16 protein-coding genes and 3 pseudogenes are annotated in these 18,773 nt (G+C 63.4%); 11 read left to right on the top strand and 8 right to left on the bottom strand.

The window, feature by feature from the left end:
* Positions 1 to 118 precede the first annotated feature (118 nt).
* A complete protein-coding gene (locus CK230_RS16355) occupies positions 119 to 1,732 on the top strand; it encodes a winged helix-turn-helix domain-containing protein (RefSeq protein ID WP_245429948.1) in 1,614 nt (537 codons plus the stop codon).
* 85 nt (positions 1,733 to 1,817) lie between these two features.
* On the opposite strand, the gene CK230_RS16350 is transcribed toward CK230_RS16355, so the two are convergent.
* Positions 1,818 to 2,498 carry a metalloregulator ArsR/SmtB family transcription factor gene (locus CK230_RS16350; protein ID WP_095818190.1) on the bottom strand — a complete coding sequence of 227 codons (681 nt, stop codon included), beginning with the start codon at positions 2,496 to 2,498 and terminating at the stop codon, positions 1,818 to 1,820.
* A 113-nt stretch (positions 2,499 to 2,611) separates the two neighbouring features.
* On the opposite strand from CK230_RS16350, the gene CK230_RS16345 reads away from it, so the two are divergent.
* From CK230_RS16345 to CK230_RS16335, 3 genes are all read left to right on the top strand, one after another.
* The gene (locus tag CK230_RS16345) at positions 2,612 to 3,343 is read left to right on the top strand and encodes an MBL fold metallo-hydrolase (RefSeq protein WP_095818189.1); all 732 of its coding nucleotides are present in this window, start codon (positions 2,612 to 2,614) and stop codon (positions 3,341 to 3,343) included.
* Positions 3,340 to 4,599 carry an MFS transporter gene (locus tag CK230_RS16340; protein WP_095818188.1) on the top strand — a complete coding sequence of 420 codons (1,260 nt, stop codon included), beginning with the start codon at positions 3,340 to 3,342 and terminating at the stop codon, positions 4,597 to 4,599. The genes CK230_RS16345 and CK230_RS16340 overlap by 4 nt, the downstream gene beginning before the upstream one ends.
* 107 nt (positions 4,600 to 4,706) lie before the next feature.
* A complete protein-coding gene (locus CK230_RS16335) occupies positions 4,707 to 5,795 on the top strand; it encodes an acyltransferase family protein (RefSeq protein ID WP_095818187.1) in 1,089 nt (362 codons plus the stop codon).
* Positions 5,796 to 5,819: 24 nt separating this feature from the next.
* On the opposite strand, the gene CK230_RS16330 is transcribed toward CK230_RS16335, so the two are convergent.
* Complete coding sequence (locus CK230_RS16330; RefSeq protein ID WP_095818186.1) at positions 5,820 to 6,458, bottom strand: DUF5074 domain-containing protein; 639 nt, start codon at positions 6,456 to 6,458, stop codon at positions 5,820 to 5,822.
* A 31-nt stretch (positions 6,459 to 6,489) separates the two neighbouring features.
* Complete coding sequence (locus tag CK230_RS16325; RefSeq protein WP_095818185.1) at positions 6,490 to 7,710, bottom strand: helix-turn-helix domain-containing protein; 1,221 nt, start codon at positions 7,708 to 7,710, stop codon at positions 6,490 to 6,492.
* A gap of 121 nt (positions 7,711 to 7,831) precedes the next feature.
* Between CK230_RS16325 and CK230_RS16320 the strand changes: the two genes are divergently transcribed.
* The 3 genes and pseudogenes from CK230_RS16320 to CK230_RS16310 all read left to right on the top strand — a co-directional run bounded on the left by CK230_RS16320 (position 7,832) and on the right by CK230_RS16310 (position 9,670).
* Positions 7,832 to 8,581, top strand: coding sequence for a DUF899 family protein (locus tag CK230_RS16320; protein WP_095818184.1), 750 nt, complete (start codon positions 7,832 to 7,834; stop codon positions 8,579 to 8,581).
* Between the two features lie 153 nt (positions 8,582 to 8,734).
* Positions 8,735 to 8,932 (top strand): annotated as a pseudogene (locus CK230_RS16315) (hypothetical protein); the annotation flags it as partial.
* Between the two features lie 78 nt (positions 8,933 to 9,010).
* Entirely contained in the window at positions 9,011 to 9,670 is a 660-nt protein-coding gene (locus CK230_RS16310) for a class I SAM-dependent methyltransferase (RefSeq protein WP_095818182.1), read from the top strand.
* Between the two features lie 166 nt (positions 9,671 to 9,836).
* Here the strand turns inward: CK230_RS16310 and CK230_RS16305 are convergent, their stop codons facing one another.
* From CK230_RS16305 to CK230_RS34100, 4 genes and pseudogenes are all read right to left on the bottom strand, one after another.
* Positions 9,837 to 11,048, bottom strand: coding sequence for a substrate-binding protein (locus CK230_RS16305; protein WP_245429947.1), 1,212 nt, complete (start codon positions 11,046 to 11,048; stop codon positions 9,837 to 9,839).
* Complete coding sequence (locus CK230_RS16300) at positions 11,045 to 11,317, bottom strand: hypothetical protein (protein ID WP_095818180.1); 273 nt, start codon at positions 11,315 to 11,317, stop codon at positions 11,045 to 11,047. Before CK230_RS16300 ends, CK230_RS16305 begins: the two co-directional genes overlap by 4 nt.
* Before the next feature lie 90 nt (positions 11,318 to 11,407).
* Positions 11,408 to 11,548, bottom strand: a pseudogene (locus CK230_RS33615) (hypothetical protein); the annotation flags it as partial.
* 321 nt (positions 11,549 to 11,869) lie between these two features.
* Positions 11,870 to 12,613 (bottom strand): annotated as a pseudogene (locus CK230_RS34100) (HD domain-containing phosphohydrolase); the annotation flags it as partial.
* Positions 12,614 to 13,107: 494 nt separating this feature from the next.
* Here CK230_RS34100 and CK230_RS16290 point away from each other — a divergent pair.
* The 3 genes from CK230_RS16290 to CK230_RS16280 all read left to right on the top strand — a co-directional run bounded on the left by CK230_RS16290 (position 13,108) and on the right by CK230_RS16280 (position 16,696).
* Entirely contained in the window at positions 13,108 to 13,527 is a 420-nt protein-coding gene (locus CK230_RS16290) for a PLDc N-terminal domain-containing protein (RefSeq protein ID WP_095818179.1), read from the top strand.
* 169 nt (positions 13,528 to 13,696) lie between these two features.
* The gene (locus tag CK230_RS16285; protein WP_095818178.1) at positions 13,697 to 14,371 is read left to right on the top strand and encodes a peroxiredoxin-like family protein; all 675 of its coding nucleotides are present in this window, start codon (positions 13,697 to 13,699) and stop codon (positions 14,369 to 14,371) included.
* 396 nt (positions 14,372 to 14,767) lie between these two features.
* The gene (locus tag CK230_RS16280) at positions 14,768 to 16,696 is read left to right on the top strand and encodes an adenylate/guanylate cyclase domain-containing protein (protein WP_095818443.1); all 1,929 of its coding nucleotides are present in this window, start codon (positions 14,768 to 14,770) and stop codon (positions 16,694 to 16,696) included.
* 110 nt (positions 16,697 to 16,806) lie between these two features.
* Here the strand turns inward: CK230_RS16280 and CK230_RS16275 are convergent, their stop codons facing one another.
* A complete protein-coding gene (locus CK230_RS16275) occupies positions 16,807 to 17,976 on the bottom strand; it encodes an epoxide hydrolase family protein (protein ID WP_095818177.1) in 1,170 nt (389 codons plus the stop codon).
* Between the two features lie 433 nt (positions 17,977 to 18,409).
* Here CK230_RS16275 and CK230_RS16270 point away from each other — a divergent pair.
* On the top strand, positions 18,410 to 18,773 hold a 364-nt coding region (locus CK230_RS16270; protein WP_176480120.1), incomplete at its 3' end, for a PLDc N-terminal domain-containing protein.

Here is an 18,773-nt window from a genome sequence, read left to right as displayed (position 1 = left end):
CTGCCTCGTCCACCCGTCAAGCTTCGCCGACGAGTGTATTCGACTGGTATTTCGAATGCGAGCGTGCTCGGACCCTGGGGCAGTGATCAATGCAGCCTCATTTCGCCGAGGGGGGACATTGATCGCCGAGCGCGAATTTCGCCAGGCGACCGCCGGACAACCCCCGGGGCTGAGGCATGCAGTTCCTGACCCTTTTCCGAAAACCTTCGAAACGCTTAATATGCCTAGCATGCAAGGGACTCGCGTCGCTTTCGGTCCGTTCGTGTTCGATCCCGACATCGGGACGCTCCTAAAAGAGGAGATCCCGATCGCCGTTGGGCATCGTGGGCTGATGCTGCTTGCCGCGCTTACGGCACGACCCGGTGATATCCTGACCAAGGCCGAACTGATGGACGCTGCCTGGCCGGGTACCGCCGTTGAGGAGGGCAACCTTACCGTCCAAATCGCGATACTGAGAAAGGCTCTCGGTCAGACTGACAACGGCGGTGAGTGGATAGCCACGGTGCCGCGCGTCGGCTATCGCTTCACCGGAACTGTCGAGCTGGTGGCGAGCGCATCCAGCAAATCGATACTCCGGTCCGGCAAGCCATCGATCGCAGTGCTGCCTTTTACTAATTTGGGCGGCGATCAGGACCAGCAGTATCTCAGCGACGGTATAACCGAGGACATAATTACGGAGTTGGCCAGGTTTCGCTCACTCCTTGTCATCGCGCGCAATTCATCTTTTCAATTTCGCCATCGGGCATTGGACAGTACCGAGGTCCATCGCGAACTCGGAGTTCGCTACCTCGTCGAGGGCAGCGTACGAAAACTCGGTGAACGCATCCGGATCACCACGCAATTGATTGACGCCGCCACCGGCACCCACCTGTGGGCTCAACGATACGATCGGGCCCTCGACGACATCTTCGCATTGCAAGACGAGGTTGCGGCTCTTATCGCCTCGATGGTCGAAGGCCAGACGGAGGCCGATTCGGCGAGCCGCACCAAACGCAAGCCGCCGGCCGAGTGGGATGCATACGACTACTACCTGCAGGGGCGCGCGCACTTCTATCGATATGAAAATGACAAGGCCGAGCCTCTGTTCGTTCGGTGTGTCGAGCTCGATTCGACGTTCGCTCAAGGCCACGCCTTCCTCGCACAGGCCCTTGTTAGCAGATATTGGTACGACAACGATCCGCGGACGCTGCAGAAGGCCTGGGACTCGGCGCGAACGGCGCTCGCTCTCGACAGGAGCGATGGCGTCTGTCACCAGAGCATGGGGCTGGTGCTTACGCACATGCGCCAGCATAGCGATGCAGGAGCGCATTTCGAGCGAGCACGAGCGCTGAACCCGCTAGACGTGAACATAGCAGGGGATTACGCAAGCTGGCTCAACTACGGCGGACGGGCCGAGACGGCGCTCAACGTGCTCGAAAGTGCGCTCCTGCGCGACCCGTTACCTCCGATATGGTTCTGGGAGGTGAAGGGCAGCTCTCTCTTCCTGCTTGGAAGGTATTCGGAAGCCGTCGGTTCGTATCAGAAGGCTGGCGACCAATTCTTCATTCATGCGTTCCTCGCAGCGTCATACGCACATTTGGACGAGATGGAGAAGGCACATGCTGAAGTCGAGGAAGCAATGACGAGGAAACACGACTTGACTGTTCGGCTGGTTTCAGGTCTCCCGTTCGCCGACCAAGTCGCTCTCGAGCTTTTCACATCAGGCTTCAGAAAGGCGGGCTTTTCTGAGTGAACGCATCTTGTGGAGTCTGCGTTCCAGACTGCGGCACAGCGACCTGGAGAACAAAACGGATCGCCATCGACGCCGAGTTCAGCCACTATAAGGAGGCTACGCAGGTGACCACTTCCACCGGCAGGCCGGCGGCTTTCCATTCCGGCATGCCGTCCTCCAGTCGACGCGCGGAATGCCCGAGCGAGCGCAGCGCCGCGACCGCCTCGAAGGACATCACGCACCACGGGCCGCGGCAGTAGGCGATGACTTCCCTGCTGGCATCGGTGCCGGCCGACCATGCCTTGACTTCCCGCAGCGGAACGTTGATCGCGCCGGGCACATGGCCGAGCGCGAACTCGTCCGCCGGGCGGACATCGATCAGCGTCACTAGCCCATCGCGCATCATCGCCCGCAGCTCGTCACGCGTCACCGGCCGCATGTCATCGCGCGCATCGAAATAGCCGCGGACGATGCGATCGACCTCGGCAAGCTGCCGCTCGGCAACGCCGCGCACCGAGGCGAAGGCGGAAAGCACGCTGTCATCGGCCAGCGAATAATGCACGAACTTGCCGTCGCGCTCGGCCGAGACGATGCCGGCGCGGCGCAGCGCCTGGAGATGCTGCGAGATGTTGGCGATCGGCTGGCCGAGCTTCGCGGCGAGAGCCTCGACGCTTCGGGCGCCCTGCGCCAGATGCTCGATCATCTCCAGGCGCAGCGGATGGCCGAGCGCCTTGGCAACGGTTGCGAACTGTTCGTAGAGCGCCTGTTTCGGATTGCGGATTGACATCGGCCCTTCTGCGACGCATCGTCATTCAACAGAACGATTGAATGACGATTTCGACCTGCTGTCAAGCGAAGCGGCTTGCGCGCCGCTCAGTTGCTCGCTCGGAGGAGAAAGCGATGATTCTCAGGCAGTTCCTGCACACCGATCCGGTCGCCGCTTCCTATCTGTTCGGCTGCGGCGGCAAGGCGTCCGCGGCGGTCGTCGATCCGGTCGGCGACATCGCGCCCTATGTCGAGGCGGCGCGCGCGACCGGTATGCGCATCCTCTATGTTGTCGACACGCATATTCATGCCGACCACATCTCGGCGGGACGCGCGGTCGCCGAGGCGACCGGCGCCGAATACGTGCTGTTCGAAGGCGCCGAAGCAGGCTTCCCGTTCCGGCGCGTCAAGGACGGCGAGGGGCTCGGGCTCGGCAATGTCACGGCAACGGTGATGCACACGCCGGGTCACACGCCGGAGCATCTGAGCCTTCTCGTCACCGACCGGACACGGTCGGCCGAACCCTGGTTCGTGCTCACCGGGCACACGCTGATGGTCGGCGATCTCGGCCGCACAGAGCTCGCTTCCAGCGCCGAGGACGGAGCGCGCGCGCTTTTTACCAGCGTGCGCCGGCTGAAGGAATTGCCGGATCATATCGAGGTGCTGCCCGGCGCCTATTCGGGCTCGGTCTGCGGGCGTTCGCTGAGCGGCAAGCCGACATCGACCATCGGTTTCGAGCGGCGTTTCAACAAGGCGTTCCGCATCGAGGACGAAGGCGAGTTCATCGCCGCCATGACCGCAGACATCCCTGCCCCGCCGCCGGAGGCCGCCCGGACCCGGGCCGTCAACGCCGGGGCGGAACCTTGAACGCAGCGGGGCCCGCCGTCGCGCTCGGCCTCAAGGCCAACTGGAAGCAGTTTTCGCTGCTGGTGCTGATCAATGCTTTTGTCGGCGGCATGGTCGGCATCGAGCGGACCGTCGTACCGCTGATCGGCGCTGAGGAATTCGGCGTCGCATCCACCACGCTCGTCACCTCCTTCATCGTCAGCTTCGGCGTGGTCAAGGCCTGCGCCAATCTCGTTTCCGGCCAGCTTGCCGACATATGGGGCCGCAAGCGCGTGCTGATCCTCGGCTGGCTGTTCGGGCTGCCAGTGCCCTTCATCATCATCTGGGCCCCGAGCTGGGGCTGGATCGTCGCCGCCAACGCGCTGCTCGGTATCAACCAGGGTTTCGCCTGGTCGATGACGGTAATCATGAAGGTCGATCTGGTCGGGCCGAAATCGCGCGGACTGGCCGTTGGCCTCAACGAGTTCGCCGGCTACCTCGCTGTCGGCGTCACCGCCTTCCTCACCGGCTATCTCGCCAGCCGCTACGGGCTGCGGCCGGTGCCGATCTATCTCGGAGTCGGCTACGCGATCCTGGGTGCGACGTTGTCCATCCTGCTCGTGCGCGACACGCGCGAGCATGTGCGGCTGGAACTGGCCAACCACCCAAAACAGGCTTCACCGCTCAGCTTCCGCGAGATCTTCATGCTGACCTCGTTCGGGGACCGCAACCTGTTCGCCGCTTCACAAGCCGGCCTGGTGAACAATCTGAATGACGGCATGACCTGGGGGCTGTTCCCGCTCTTCTTCGTCGCCAACGGGCTCGGCATCGAGCGCATCGGCATCCTCAAGGCGGTCTATCCTGCGGTCTGGGGCATCCTGCAGGTCGCGACCGGCCCGTTGAGCGACCGCTGGGGCCGCAAAGGCCTGATCGTCGCCGGCATGTGGGTGCAGGCGGTGGGGCTTCTCTTGACCGCCATGACGCGCGATTTCGGCTGGTGGCTGGTGGCGAGCCTGCTGCTCGGCCTCGGCACGGCGATGGTCTACCCAAGCCTGATCGCGGCGGTGTCGGACGCCTCTCATCCCTCCTGGCGGGCGCGCTCGCTCAGCGTCTACCGCTTCTGGCGCGATCTCGGCTACGCGATCGGTGCGCTGTCGGCGGGTCTCATCGCCGACTTCTTCGGCTTCGCCGCGGCGATCGCGGCCATCGCGGCGCTGACGTTCCTGTCGGGCGCGATCGTCGCGATAGCGATGCGCCAGACGCGTGCAGCCGTCCAGTCTCCGCAAGGCGATGGTTAACGCAGGCCCCGAACAAGGTTTCCGTTTACGATATCGTAAGCTTGTTGCTGCGGGGCATTCGCCGGTCCGCTACAATCTCGGCAGTTGAATTATCCTCGAGATCGCGCATGACCAGCCCCAACCGCATGCCGTGGGTGGACACGGCAAAAGGCCTTTCCATCATCCTGGTGGTGATGATGTATTCGGCCTACAACACCGGTGAGTACACCGGCGGCGTCGGCTTCCTGCATTATGTCATCGGCTTCGCGACGCCCTTCCGTATGCCGGAATTCTTCCTGATCTCGGGCCTGTTCCTGTCGCAGGTGATCGACCGGCCGTGGCGGCGTTATGTCGACCGCCGCGTCGTCCACTATCTGTATTTCTATGTGCTGTGGGCGCTTATCTCGATCGGGCTGAAGATCGGCATCTTCAGCCGCGATCCCGCCGGCATGCTGCACGACCTCGCAATGGCCGTCGTCCAGCCCTATGGCGTCTTGTGGTTCATCTACATGCTGGCGGTCTTCGGGATCGTCATCCGCGTCCTGCGCGAATTCAGAGTGCCGCACTGGATCATCATTTTGGCTGCCGCCGCGCTGCAGATGTGGGCGCCGCAGCCGGACAGCTACGCACTCGAGCAGTTCGCGGCCTATTTCGTGTTCTTCTATCTCGGCTTTGTGCTCGCGCCGCTGATCTTCCGGCTGGTGGAATGGACGCAGTCGCGGCCGGCGATCGCCGTGGCTAGCCTGCTTGCTTGGGCGCTCGTCAACGGCCTGCTCGTCTATTCGCCGGGCTACGCAATGCAACCGGTCGGCATGCAGATGGGCCTGGCGGCATGGCCGCCGCTGCATCTTACGCTGGCAGTCGCCGGCGCGGTGGCGCTCTGCGTTGCCGGCGGCTTCCTGTCGAAATTCGCCTCGATGGAATGGCTGCGCTGGCTCGGCGAGCATTCGCTGGTGGTCTATGTCGCCTTCACCATCCCGATGTCGATCTTCCGCGGTGTCATGCTGGCGAGCGGCCTCCTGACCGACACCGGCATGCTGAGCCTTGCGGTGCTGCTTGTCTCGGTCGTCAGCCCGGTGGTGCTCTACTTCATCGTCAAGCGCATCGGCTTCGGCGCCTTCCTGTTCGAGCGGCCGGCCTGGGCGCATGTCGATGGGCCAAACGCTGCAAAGGTCGCCGACAAGGGCATGCCACGGCCAGCGCGCGAAGCGGCCTGATCGGGCCGCCCCTCCATCAGTCCGTTACTTGCCGCCGTGTCCCGGACGCTTTGCTGCCTTAATCTTGCCGCTGCTGCCGCCACCACAGAAGAAGCAGCCGCCGCCGTCGGATTCCAGCCCCGAGACGCCGGAGGGCATCGCCAGTTCCTGCAGCACGTCACCGGTGGCGGGATCGACGCGCACCAGGTCGCCCTCCTCGCCCTCCCAGGTGGCATGCCAGAGCTCGCCGTCGACCCAGGTGACGCCGGTGACGACGCGCTTCGATTCGATGGTGCGGATCACCTTGCCCGTTTCAGGATCGATCTGATGGATCTTGTGCGCCCGATATTCGCCGACCCAGAGCGAACCCTCGGCCCAGGCCATGCCTGAATCGCCGCCATTGCCGGGGGCCGGAATGGTGGCGACGACCTTGCCGATCTTCGGGTCGACCTTGTGGATGCGATCCTCGGCAATCTGGTAGAGATACTCGCCGTCGAAGGCAGTACCGGCATGCGAGGCGACATCGATCGAACGCACGATCTTGCCGCTGTCGGGATCGAGCGCGTTCAGCTTGTCGCCGCTGGCGAACCAGACATGTTCGCCGTCATAGGTAACGCCGTTGACGCGGTCGATGCCGGGGAACGGTCCGTATTCACGCAGGATCTCGGCAGCGGCTCTTTTCATTTTCGACCTCCATTCGAACAACGACCCCAGACTAGTCGGTCGGCAGCGGACCCGGGAGTAACAACACAGTCGGGAATCCAGTCACCGGCGGCATCATCCAGCGGCGCGCCCTACCACGACCGACCGCCTGCACCTTATTCTGCGTCGACAGCTCTTCCAGCGCCCGCTGCACGGTGCGCGCGCTGGCGCCGAGCGCGATCGCCAGCGCCGAGCTGGACCAGGCCTCGCCATCGGTCAGAAAGGCAAGCACCGCGCCATGTTCGTCTTCGACCGGCGGCGCCAGCACGACGACCTCGGCGGCCTTTAAGGGCGTCAACGCAAACCCGGCTGCCGTAGCATTGATCTCGGCCACCCCGGCGAGCTCGGCGCGGAGCCGTCCCATCTCGACCCTCAGCCGCGCGCGATGCGATTCATCAGCGTGTCTTGCCCGGAAGGCGCGCCTCAGCAGCGTCTCGCGCGAGGCATCCGCCGGCCATGTCTCGGCAAGCGTGCGCGCCAGCGCGAACAGCACGGGCCGCGTCGCCAGCGAAACGACCGCGTCGGCCACCCGGACGACGTTGCGCGAAGCATCGACGACGAGCGCACCCGAGGTCAGCAACGCTTCGACCTCGTCGAGCAACAGCTCTTTCTCTGTCCCACGCGCGATCAGTCGGCCGATCGGCGTGTTCAGGACCAGGGATGCCGCTTCGACCTCCGCCTTCAAGGCCGGGATGTTGGCTTCGTAAGCGGCCAGCGATGCCCGGCCGAATGCCGAGCGCGCCGCCTTTGTCCTCAGACGCCTGACCGCGATGCCGGCCGCGGCGAGCTCATGCGCGACGCGCGCGACCGGCGGCAGCGGCGCCGGATCGAAGTCCGAAAGCAGCCGCTCGGCCTCGTCGAGCCGGCCGATCAGGATGAGACGGCGCGCCTCGAGGCTGCCGGCATAGGCGGCATTCAGCCGGTCGCCATGCGCGGCAAGAGTGGCGCGTGCGGATCGCAAGGCCTTCTCCGGCCAGCCGAGGTCGCGCGAGACGAGCGCGATCTCGGCCTCGGCGACGACGCAGCGCGCGCGGGCGACGATCTCCCTCGAACTGAAGGCGCGGGCGGCGTCCTTCAGCAACGCCTTAGCCTTGGCGAAGTCGCCGAGCTGCGCCATCGCGATGCCGCGCAGCGCCAGCGCCGGCGCGTCGTCGCGCAGCGCCACGCGCTTCAAGGCGCCGAGCGGATCGCCCGCGGCAAGCGCGCGCCCGGCGGCGTTGATCAGCGAGTCCATGCCGCCGCCTCAGGGCTCGCTGCAGCAAATCGCGTCACACTTGTAACTCTCACCATCGAACCATGCGGCCCTATGTCTGTCCCTGTCACCCCCAACCAAACCCAAGAACGGGACAAGAGCAATGACCCAACACATGAAGACACCGCCGGTCGTTTCGCAGGAAGCGTGGGAAGGCGCCTATGAAGAGATGCTCGTCAAGGAAAAGACCCTGACCCGCGCCCGCGATGCTTTGGCCGCCGAACGCCGCCGCATGCCGTGGATGGAAGTCACGAAGGACTATGTGTTCGAAGGCCCGAACGGCAAGGCGAGCCTGCTCGATCTCTTCGAAGGCCGCCGCCAGCTCGTCATCTACCGCGCCTTCTTCGAGCCGGGCGTCTATGGCTGGCCGGAACATGCCTGCCGCGGCTGCTCGCTCGGCGCCGACATGGTCGGCAACCTCGCCCATCTCAACGCCCGCGACACCACGCTTGCCTATGCCTCGCGCGCGCCGCAGGCCGACATCCAGCGGCTGAAGCAGCGGATGGACTGGAAAATGCCCTGGTACACCATCACCGACAGCTGGGATAAGGATTTCGGCGTCGACGAATGGCACGGCCACAACGTCTTCATCCATGACGGCAAGCGCATCTTCCGCACCTATTTCGTCAACAACCGCGGCGACGAGGCCTTCGGCACCGTGTGGAGCTATCTCGACGTCACGCCGCTGGGCCGCCAGGAAGTGTGGGAGGATTCGCCCGAAGGCTATCCGCAGACCCAGACCTACAAATGGTGGAACTGGCACGACAATTACGAAGCGGGCGCCGCCCCCGATCAGAGATGGGTCGAGGTGTCGGATGCCGGTGAAGCGGCGTTCCGCAACAAGAGCGCCTGAGCCTGAAGCGACTCCGGCGGCGGCCCGCACGCCGCCGGAGCCGATCTCGATATCCTTCCGAACATCTGAAATCCCGACCACTTTGGGAAGGTGAATACCATGAGCATCGACAATTCCGCCCCTCGCCCAACCGGCTTGAGCGGCTTCGGCCTTGCCGACTGGCTTTGCCTCGCCGCCGCCCCGACCTTCGCAGCGATGGCGCTGCTGACGGCTGCCTATGACGGCCACGACATGATGTGCATGTCGGGCGCCCCGGTGCTCGGCGGCATGACGCCAATGTATCTGTTGATGGCCGGCTTCCATCTGGCGCCATGGCTGCGGCTGGTGGCAAGGCGCACCAGCGCGATTTGACGCAAGCGCTCAGCGTTCCCGTTACGTTGCGTTTAGCTCTGCCATGTAGAGAATTCGGCATGCGGAGGCGGCGTCTGAATGCTGGATAACTATGAGGCGGACGAATTCGGCGTGATCCACCAGATCGACTTCACGCCGATCAAATACGACAAGAAATACATTTCCTATTACGAGGACCTGAGCGACCGGACCATCAAGCTCGGCTATCAGCGGCTTGGCTGGGTGCTTGGCATCACCGGTGAAATTCCGCGCTCGGTGCTGGAAATCGGGTATGGCACCGGCACATTCATCGAAGCCGCGAAGATAACAGGCGTCGCCGATTGCGCCGGCTGCGACATCGCCGAGTTTCCGCTGCCCCAGGGTGTCCGCTTTGTCGATTGGGATGAGGCACTCGCCGGCACATGGGATCTCGTCGCCATGTTCGACGTGCTCGAACACATCCCGGATCTCAGTTTCCTCGGCCGCCTTAAGACCCGGCACCTGGCCGTCGCCGTCCCTTATTGCCGCTGGCGTGAGCTCGGCGCCGACGGCGACGCATGGTTCCGAACCTGGCGCATGCGCCTACCCAACGAGCACCTGCACCATTTCGACCGTGACTCGCTGGTGGCGCTGCTCGCGGCCAACGGCTTTCAATGCGTGACGCTGAACTGCTTCGAGGACGGAATCAGGCTGCGCCCCGGAGAATCGGGTCCGAATATTCTGTCGGGCTTCTTTCGAAAACCCCAGGCCGGCGATTAGCCGACTGTTCCGCTCGCCGCGACACCGACCTTCGCGGTGATAGCGCCTATAGCAGCCATGATGACGAGCATGTCTGGCGCATCGTTGCTGGCCAAGATGGATGACAGGACGGAGGCGCCGTTCGGCTGCCCCCGCCATTGGAAGAAAAACTGTCAACGGTCGCTGGTTACCCCACGTTGCTTAGTTCCTCTGGAAGCACGCTCTCGTTGGGATCGACCGGGCCTAAATTCTTCACGACCCGGAACCGATCGCTCTGCGCCTGCGCGATGTACATGTTCATCCGAACATGGTGCTGTCCGGGAACCATCTCGGCCGGACCGCCAGGGCTTTCGCTGATCCGGGCGTGGTCGAGTGCCCGGATGACCGCGTCGCGCTCGACGCTGCCCGCTTCCTTCACCGCCGCTTCCCACATCTTGATTGCCCGGTAGTGGCCGGTGCACCCGCTGCCCGCAGTCAAGGTGGCGCCGCCTGGGAACCGTTCGCTGTAGCGGCGCAAGAGCGCGCGGCCGAACGGCTCGTCGAGTTCCTGGTAGTAGTCGAGGCAGCTGTAGAGACCCTCGATCTGCTCGGACGGCACCAGATTGAAGAAGTTCTCGTCGAAATAAGTGCAGACGATCCTGCCGCCGCGTTTGCCGAAACCAGCCCGATGCAATTCTTCGAGAAACGGTGTCAGGCCCGGCGGGACGATGGTGTTGAAAACCACGTCGGTGCCGCTCGCCATGATCTGCTGCACCGTGCGCCGGAAATCGACGGTGTCCAGCGGAAAATACTCCTCGCCGACGATCTCGCCGCCGTTGGCGCGCACAGCCCGGCTCGCGGCTTTGTTCAGCAAATGCGGCCAGATGTAATCGGCCGACGGCAAATAGAATTTCCTGGCTCCGGTGGACTCCATAAGCCATGGGATCAGAGGCTCGACCTGCTGCGCGGGCACGGGGCCCGTGCAGAAGATCAGGGGATCGTTTTCCTGTCCCTCATACTGTTCGGTATAGATGTAGAGCGTCCTGCCCCGGGTAACCGCCTCGCTCTTTATGGCCAGGCGGGTCGAACTGTAGATGCCGCCGACAACCACATCGACCTTGTCGACGTCGACCAGTTTCGCGGCCTTTGCCTTGGCGACACTGTCTGTAGTCTCGCCATCCTCGATGACGAGTTCCACCGGCCGGCCGAGCAGGCCACCTTTGGCATTGATGTCGTCGACGAGCATGGTGGTGAGGTTCGCATTCGCGATGCCCATGAAGGACAATGGGCCTGTCAGCTCGGCGATGAGGCCGATCTTGATGGGCTTCGGATCCATCTGAATTCTCCGATTATGGGGTTCGTCTTCTGGATTTTGTCGGACGCGACGCCGACGGCAGGCGACGCGCGGCGTGGACGTCAAGCTTCGTAGTGGCCAAGCAGCAGTGCCGCCTGCGGCTTGCCGATATGACCGGCTTCCTGCAGAATCGCCGGCACCTCCGGGTCAGACACGAAATTCTTCCAGCCCTCGGCGTCCCAGTCGAAGATCGCCCAGACGCGGTCGGGTTCGCTCGGGTCGCGGAACACGGTTGCGCCGTTCGAGCCGTGCAGCCGGCGCTTGTCGGCGCCCTTGGTTGAAAAGATACGGATGAAGTGGTCGACGTCCGCCACCTTGGTCGTTGCAAGAAGCATCGGATTTCCTCCTGTCGGTCGTGGCCACCATTGGTCCATCGACAGGATCACGATGCGCCCCTCGCTGCGGGCGCACATGGGGTGGATTCCCTATCCCGGCATCTCGCCTGGCCGGACAAGGCCGTGCTCGACCGCGTAGAGCGCGGCGGCGGCGCGGGTTCCAACGCCGATCTTGGAGTAAACGCTCTGGATATGGTGGTCGGCGGTCTTGGGCGAGATACCGAGCCTGCGAGCCGTTTCCTTTCGCGGTCAGGCCGGCGGCGATGAGGCGCAGCACCTCGATTTCGCGCGGCGTCATGCCGGCCAATGCCTGCGGCAAGGCCCGGCGCGACTGCTGCCCGGCGAACGACAGCACGGCCTCGGCGGCCTCCGGGCAGATACAGCCGTCGCGAACAGCCGCGCGCAGCTGTGCCGCCGCCGCCTCGCTGGAAAGCGCCTTGCGATGCGGACGCTCCTCGCGCGACGTCTGGAATGCCTCGGCGGCGGCCAGGATCCTGGCTGCCGGAGACAGGTCGGAACCGCCAACCTTGCGGTGATATCCCGAACCACCAGGCGTTCGTGATGACGCAGCACGAGCGCGCCCATCGCCTCGCCGTCATGGCCGAAGGAAGCCAGCGCCCGCTCGCCGTAATAGGCATGGAGTTGCGCGGCGTCGCGCTCGCGCACCGACAGCGGGCCGTTGCGCATCCAGGTCGCCACCGGCACCACGAGTTCGCCGATGTCATGGATGCAGCCTGACCAGCGCAGCGCGCGGACGTCAGGATCAGGCAAGCCGATCCGTTTCCCGGCACCCGCGGCCAGCTCCGACACCATCCGCGAATGCCCCTGCGTAAACGGCATGCGCATGTCGATCATGTCGGCGATGGCGAGGAACGCCTCGCCGCAAGCCCCCTCGTCCAGGGTCACCGGCGGATCGGGCTCCAGCGCCAGGATCGTCTCGCGATCGACCGTGGCGCCGATACCCCGCATCAGCGTCGCCGCGTTGGCCGAGACGAGCCGCGCCAGATCGGCCTCGTACGGGCCGTCGGCACGACTGGCGATGGTTTCGGCCATCGCGTCGATGCCGACCGCATCGCTGAGCGCAATCGCATCCTGCGCCAGCGTGATCAGGCGCACCGCCGGCAGGACATCCTCGCCGCTCAAGCCACGCGGCAGGCCCTTGCCGTCCCAACGTTCGTAGATTTGTCCCAGATTTCGCCGAATCTCGTCAGACAGGCCGAGTCGTTCGCCGATCCGCTGCGCCACCTCACAATGGGCCGTCAGAACCGGACGCGCCACGGCGAGCGCTTGCGACATCGCGGCCTCGACGGCCTTGGACTGCGCGTCAGGCTCGAGATCATAATAGAACCGCTTGAAGGCCTGCACGAAGACCCTGCCCAGTTCCGCACGGTTACCCATGTCGAGCCCGACAAGATCCTGACGAAGCGCGATTTCGTCGCCGAAGAGGCCCGAGAGAAGGTCGGTGTCGGCGTTGCAGCCGACATAGCGCAGCATGGACTGGTGATAGGCATTGCGCCGAACCTGCTCCGAAACGCCGGCAAGCTCGGCGATCCGCATTGCGAGCACGCAGGATTTCAGCGCGAAATCGCGCGAATGGCCGGTGGCGAGGTCCGAGGCATAGGCAAGGACCATCATGAAGTCCGCCCGGCGTATCGAGACGTCCGTCATCGCACACCCCCCGTTGACCCCTATCGTAGTCCCACATACCGCTGATACCTAGGAAAAAGTCCAAAGCCTGACGAAGACCGTCCGCATTGCCTTCCGCGCCGGCTCGCACAATAGTCGGGCCGATGTTCGAGGCGATTGCGAGTCACTGGTCGACGCTTATCCTGATCCTCTCGCTGGCGATGGCGGCGGTCGGCGTCGTGCATGCCATCATGACCAAAGAGGACGTGCGCGCCGCCACCGGCTGGGTGGGCGTGATGCTGCTCTCGCCCTTTCTCGGCGCGATCATCTACGCCATCGCCGGCATCAACCGCATCCGCCGCGCGACGATCAGCGCGATGCGGCCGGTCTCGCCCGAGGCGGCCGCTGCCAGGCATGACCGCGACGTCGCGCTGGAAGCGCTGATCAACACCGAATTCGGCCAGCGCTTCACCGGGCTGAAGACGCTTGGCGACAGGGTGGCGCGGCGACCGCTCACCTCCGGAAACAGGATCGGCGCCACCTTGCTATCAAAGGCTGCCCTGCTCGTGAAACACATCTGGTGAAAACGTTTCCCTGGTGGGAACTGGCGTCCGCCCTCTCAGTGCTATAACGCCTTCTCTGTGCTATGAGTGGATATCGACGCCGACCTTGACGCTGTCCTATGGCCGACCGCCGTTTCACCATGCCCAAGCATGCATGTGCCGCACATGGGCTCAAGCAGGAGGGAACAGCATGTCAGAACGTCTCAACACAGGCCCGCTGCAACCTGGCGAAACGGCGCCCAATGTCGTGCTCGACGCGATTACCCGGGAGGGCAAGATCGCCATCGACGATTTCCGAGGCGACAAACCGGTGCTGGTTGGGCTGTACCGGGGTCTCCATTGTCCTTTTTGTAGGCGCCATATCGCCATGCTTTCGCAACTCACCCCAGCCCTCAACGAAAAGGGCATCGAAAGCCTGACAGTGGTCAACACGCCCATCGAGCGGGCGCGCCTCTATCTGCGGTACCATCCGATGCTCGGCCTCCTCGCGGCATCCGATCCGGAACGGACTTCACACCGTGCCTTTGGATTGCCGAATATGCAGATCACCGAAGATGAGAGCGCATGGCCGCAAAAGGTTTCGATGAGCGATGTGAAGTCGATACGGGTCGACTTGCCGGGCGAGATGCCTGAACCGATGGAGCCCTTTGCCGCGCTCGAATATCTGAACAAGAAGGACGGCTACGATATCACAGAAGCGGATCAACAGATGATGGCCACCGGCGTTGGGCAGCTCGTCGGTCAGTTCTTGCTGGACCGCGATGGCGTCGTTCGCTGGACTTCCAACGAGGTACTCGATGGCGGCCTATTCGGCGCCCCGAACACTCAGGAGTTGATGTCGGCAGCGTCGCAAATCGGAAGGTAAGCCGCAGCTTCGGCAGTGGGGCTAGGCGGAGAATTACGCGAAGTTTGCGACCCTGTGTACCTCTCTTGTTGGCGGCCTTGCGCCATGGCTAAGACTGTCGGCCGGGCGAGGATGAGTTTTGATAAGCTGTACAAGCCCAACGCCCACTACATGCCACTAGCGTCGTTCACTAACGATGTCGAATGACCGCAAAGGGCCGAGACCCGACTGTCAACTTTCAGGATGACTGGGCAAGAAAGCCGACCCTTGTGTCCAGCCTCGTGCGGACCGTTTTGCACCAGAAGCGACCTTTACGACCACCGGGGCTAATGGATGGCCTCCTGACTTTGGTGGGCCCCTCGTCAGGGCGCTGCGCTGGGTGTACCATTTTAGCCATGTTGGGTCCGGGGCCGAATGATGATCGTCCCTCCATTGAACCGGAAGCTGCTGGCGATCCTGGCGGCCGATATGGTCGGTTACTCAAGAGCGATGGAGGCCGATGAGGCCGGCACCATTGAGCGGTTGAAATCCGTTCGTGCCGAGCTGTTCGACCCCGCCATCTCCCAGCACCATGGCCGCCTCATCAAGCTGATGGGCGATGGCGCGCTTGTCGCCTTCGACAGCGTGGTCGACGCAGTCGCCTGCGCAGCGGAAATCCAAAGTGCGGCAGCCGCGCGCAATGAAGGTCTGCCTGAGCCTGAGCGCATCGTGTTCCGCATCGGGGTCAATCTGGGCGACGTTGCGCTGGTTGACGGCGATGTCTATGGCGATGGCGTTAATGTCGCCGCGCGATTGCAGCAACTCGCTGATGCTGGCGGCGTGATCGTGTCGGGCACAGCCTTTGACCATCTGCAAGGCAAGCTTGATTGGTCGCTCGATTTCGCTGGCGAGCAACAAGTAAAGAATATCAGCCGCCCGGTGCGGATGTACCGGCTGAGGCTCGACGGCAAGCGGCCGCGCTGGACCTTGCGTAAGGTGATGTCGCGCTGGCGTGGGACGGCGGCGGCCATCGCCCTTTTTGCTCTGCTGAGCGGCGGCGGGACATGGTGGTTGTTTCATTCAGCTGCTCTGGGTGCCAAGCCGTCGGTCGCGGTGCTGCCCTTCAACAACTTTGGCGGCGACGAGGTCACCGGGCGTCTGGCCGATGGCCTCACCGAGGACATCATCACCGATCTCGCGCAGTTTCCCGAACTCGACGTCGTGGCACGCAATTCGACGCAAGCGTATAAAGGCAAGTCGCTGGATGTCCGCCAGGTCGCAAGTGCGCTCGACGTCGGCTACGTGCTGGAAGGGTCGATCCAGCGCCAGGGAAGTCGGCTGCGGATCACCGCGCAGTTGATCGATGCAAAAACCGGCAACCATCTGTGGTCGGAGCGATGGGACCGGCCTGCTGAAGACGTGTTCGCCATTCAAACCGAGATCGCCGAGCAGGTCACCAACCGTCTCGGCAACGGCGTGGGGCTGATTCAGGGAGCGGGACGGGCTGCAGCGAAGCGTAAACGGCCGGACAACTTGACTGTCTATGATTACTATCTGCTCGGAACCGAAAGGATTGAAAAGATTACCGTAGCGGATGAGCAGGAGGCCATCAGGCTGCTCAACCTCGCTGTCGAGCTGGATCCGGAGTTCGCCCGCGCCTGGGTGGAACTTTATCATGCTCATAACATATTGGCTGGCTTCGGCATCAATCGGGAGAGCGAGATCAAGGCGGCTGCCGATGTAGCCGAACGCGCGGTGCGGCTCGATCCGAGCGACGCCGAGGCGCACGCGGTTTTTGGCATGAGCCTCAAAGACAAGGGCGACAACGCCCGCGCCAAGGTCGAGCTGGACACGGCCCTCCGCCTCGCTCCGGGTTCGGCCGAAATCCTGACATTCTATTCCGGCTTTGCGGCAGGCTTCGACGAATCCGAACGCGGCGCCCAGTTGGTCGACCAAGTTATACGGCTCGACCCGAATTACCCGATGTGGGCCACTGCTTTCTACTCCGCTGCCTATTTTATGGCTGGCCGCTATGAGGACGCCTTGAAGATGCTGGAGCGCAAGACGACCGATAATTACAGCAAATGGGAATGGGTAATGCGTAGCAGCTCCTTTGCGGCTCTGGATCGAATCGATGAGACGAATGCTTCGGTCAGGGAAACCCTCAAACGGTATCCGGACCTGACCGTCGAGGGCATGGTCAATGAATTCAGATTGAGCAAGACAGAGCGCGGTCGTTTCATCGAGACAATGCCGCCCGCCGGCTTCCCGCTTTGCGCCAAGCCCGAGGCGCTGGCAGAGGTCGCCAAACCTGTGCGGCTGCCGGAATGCGAGGCGGTGGAGGCGAAGCCTCTCGGGCAGCCATAGGACCGAAAAGGGGCCGTGAGCGGACAGTCAGCTTTCGGGTCTTGGCGATTGGATAACTGCCGTGCGCGGCGGGCACTTCCGAATGGCAGGAAGCGCCCAATTGAAGACGTTCAGGTAGTCAATCCATGGTCCCGAAAGCAGCCAAAGCGCGCTCCCGACACCGTCGCGATAAAGGCTCGCAGGTCGGCCAGCATCAGTTCCGGCTCTTCCAGCGCGGCGAAATGCCCGCCCCGCGGCATGTCGGTCCAATGCACGATGTTGTAGGTTTTCTCCGCGAACGAGCGCGGCGGCGGCAAGAACACCGGATCAGGAAAGGCCGCAACGCCGGTCGGCACCTGGATGCGGGTGCCGGCCGGAAGCATCAGCGACCCCTCAATCCGGCTGCCGTAGTAGATCCAGGTTGCAGTCACGAACGATGCCGGCGCGATGTAGAGCATGATGTTGGTGAGGAGTTCCTCCTCGGAAAACTTGCTCCATATGTCCGGGGCGCCATCGGCGGTTGTCGGAAGATCGGCCCACTTGCCGAACTTTTCGAGTATCCAGCCCGCCGCTCCGACCGGGCTGTCGGCCATCGCGACGCCAAGCGTCTGCGGACGGGTTTCCTGCTCGTGAAAGTAGGCCCTCTCCCAATCGGCAATCGCGGCCCGCTTGGCGGCGAAGGACTTCTCCTCGTCGGTCGTCGGAGCGGCATCCTCCGCGCGCACGGTCATCATGTTAATATGGATGCCGAGCAGAGCGTCCGGTCGATCATGCGCTGCCCAGGCCGCGATGCCGTGGCCCCAATCGCCCCCTTGAACGAAATACCGCGCGTCGCCGAACAGTTGGATCATCAGCCCATGCACGAGCGCAGCAGCCCGCCGCGGGCCGATCGGGCGCGTGATCGGGTTGGAGAACGCGAAGCCAGGAAGCGAGGGGACGACAACATCGTGCCCGTCCGCTGCGAGCGGCTGCAACAGCCGCTCGAACTCGAGATACGAGCCCGGCCAGCCGTGGAGAAGCAGTACGGGCGGCTTGGAGCCGTCACCCTTCACATGAACGAAGTGGAGGTGCTCGCCTTCCACGTCGGCCGTGAAGTTGGGCAGCGCGTTGAGGCGCCGTTCGACCGCACGCCAGTCGTAGCTGTCCCGCCAATAACCGGCGAGTCGCTTGAGGTCATCAACCCCGACCCCCGCCGACCAGCCTCCCGCATCCGGCAGCTGGCTCCAGTCATAAGCCTCGACCTTGGCTCTGATCGTGGCGAGCCGTTCGTCAGGAATGTTTATTATGTAGGGTGAAATCATGATGTTCTCCGCTTAAACGGCTGACGACGTTGACCGCCGAAGGGTAATACCGACTGAACTGAAAGCTGCGCACAACGTTTCCTGAACGCCATCCTTTTTGCGAACGGCGCCACGGCAAAACGTCTGTTATGCAGGTCGGCGTTGCCGTAGGCGCAATGTCCGCTTTCCACCCTTTCCGGACTTCCCCCCAAGGCCAGAACAAACGTCCGCTTTTAAGATCTCCAACGGCGCATTCGAATGACCGATTTTGGGCGCGAAGCTGACGTTCGCGTCTTGAGAGATGATGATCATCATCCCTTCAGGTCAAAGACGATCAGCACACAGACGGTGTTGGTTGTCATTCGCCCCCCGGTCATCCCGCTAAGTACTTGTTTTCGTCCCGCACTCACCCGCCGCATTGCCTTCCGCTGATCCTCGCTCAATAGTCGGGCCGATGTTGCAGACGATAGCGAGTCACTGGTCGACGCTTATTCTCGCCCTGTCCCTGGCGATGGCGGCCGTGGGCATCGTCCATGCGATCATGACCAAGGAGGACGTGCGCGCCGCAACCGGATGGGTCGGCGTGATGCTGCTCTCGCCCTTCCTCGGCGCCATCATCTATGCCATCGCCGGCATCAACCGCATCCGCCGCGCGACGATCAGCGCCTTGCGGCCGGTCTCACCCGAGGCGGCCGCTGCCAGGCATGACCGCGACGTCGCGCTGGAAGCGCTGATCAACACCGAATTCGGCCAGCGCTTCACCGGGCTGAAGACGCTTGGCGACAGGGTGGCGCGGCGACCGCTCACCTCCGGAAACA

This window comes from Mesorhizobium sp. WSM3859, from assembly GCF_002295065.1.
GTDB lineage: Bacteria > Pseudomonadota > Alphaproteobacteria > Rhizobiales > Rhizobiaceae > Mesorhizobium.
The sequence above is the reverse complement of the archived record's forward strand: the minus strand, read 5'-3'. Positions and strand labels throughout refer to the sequence as shown.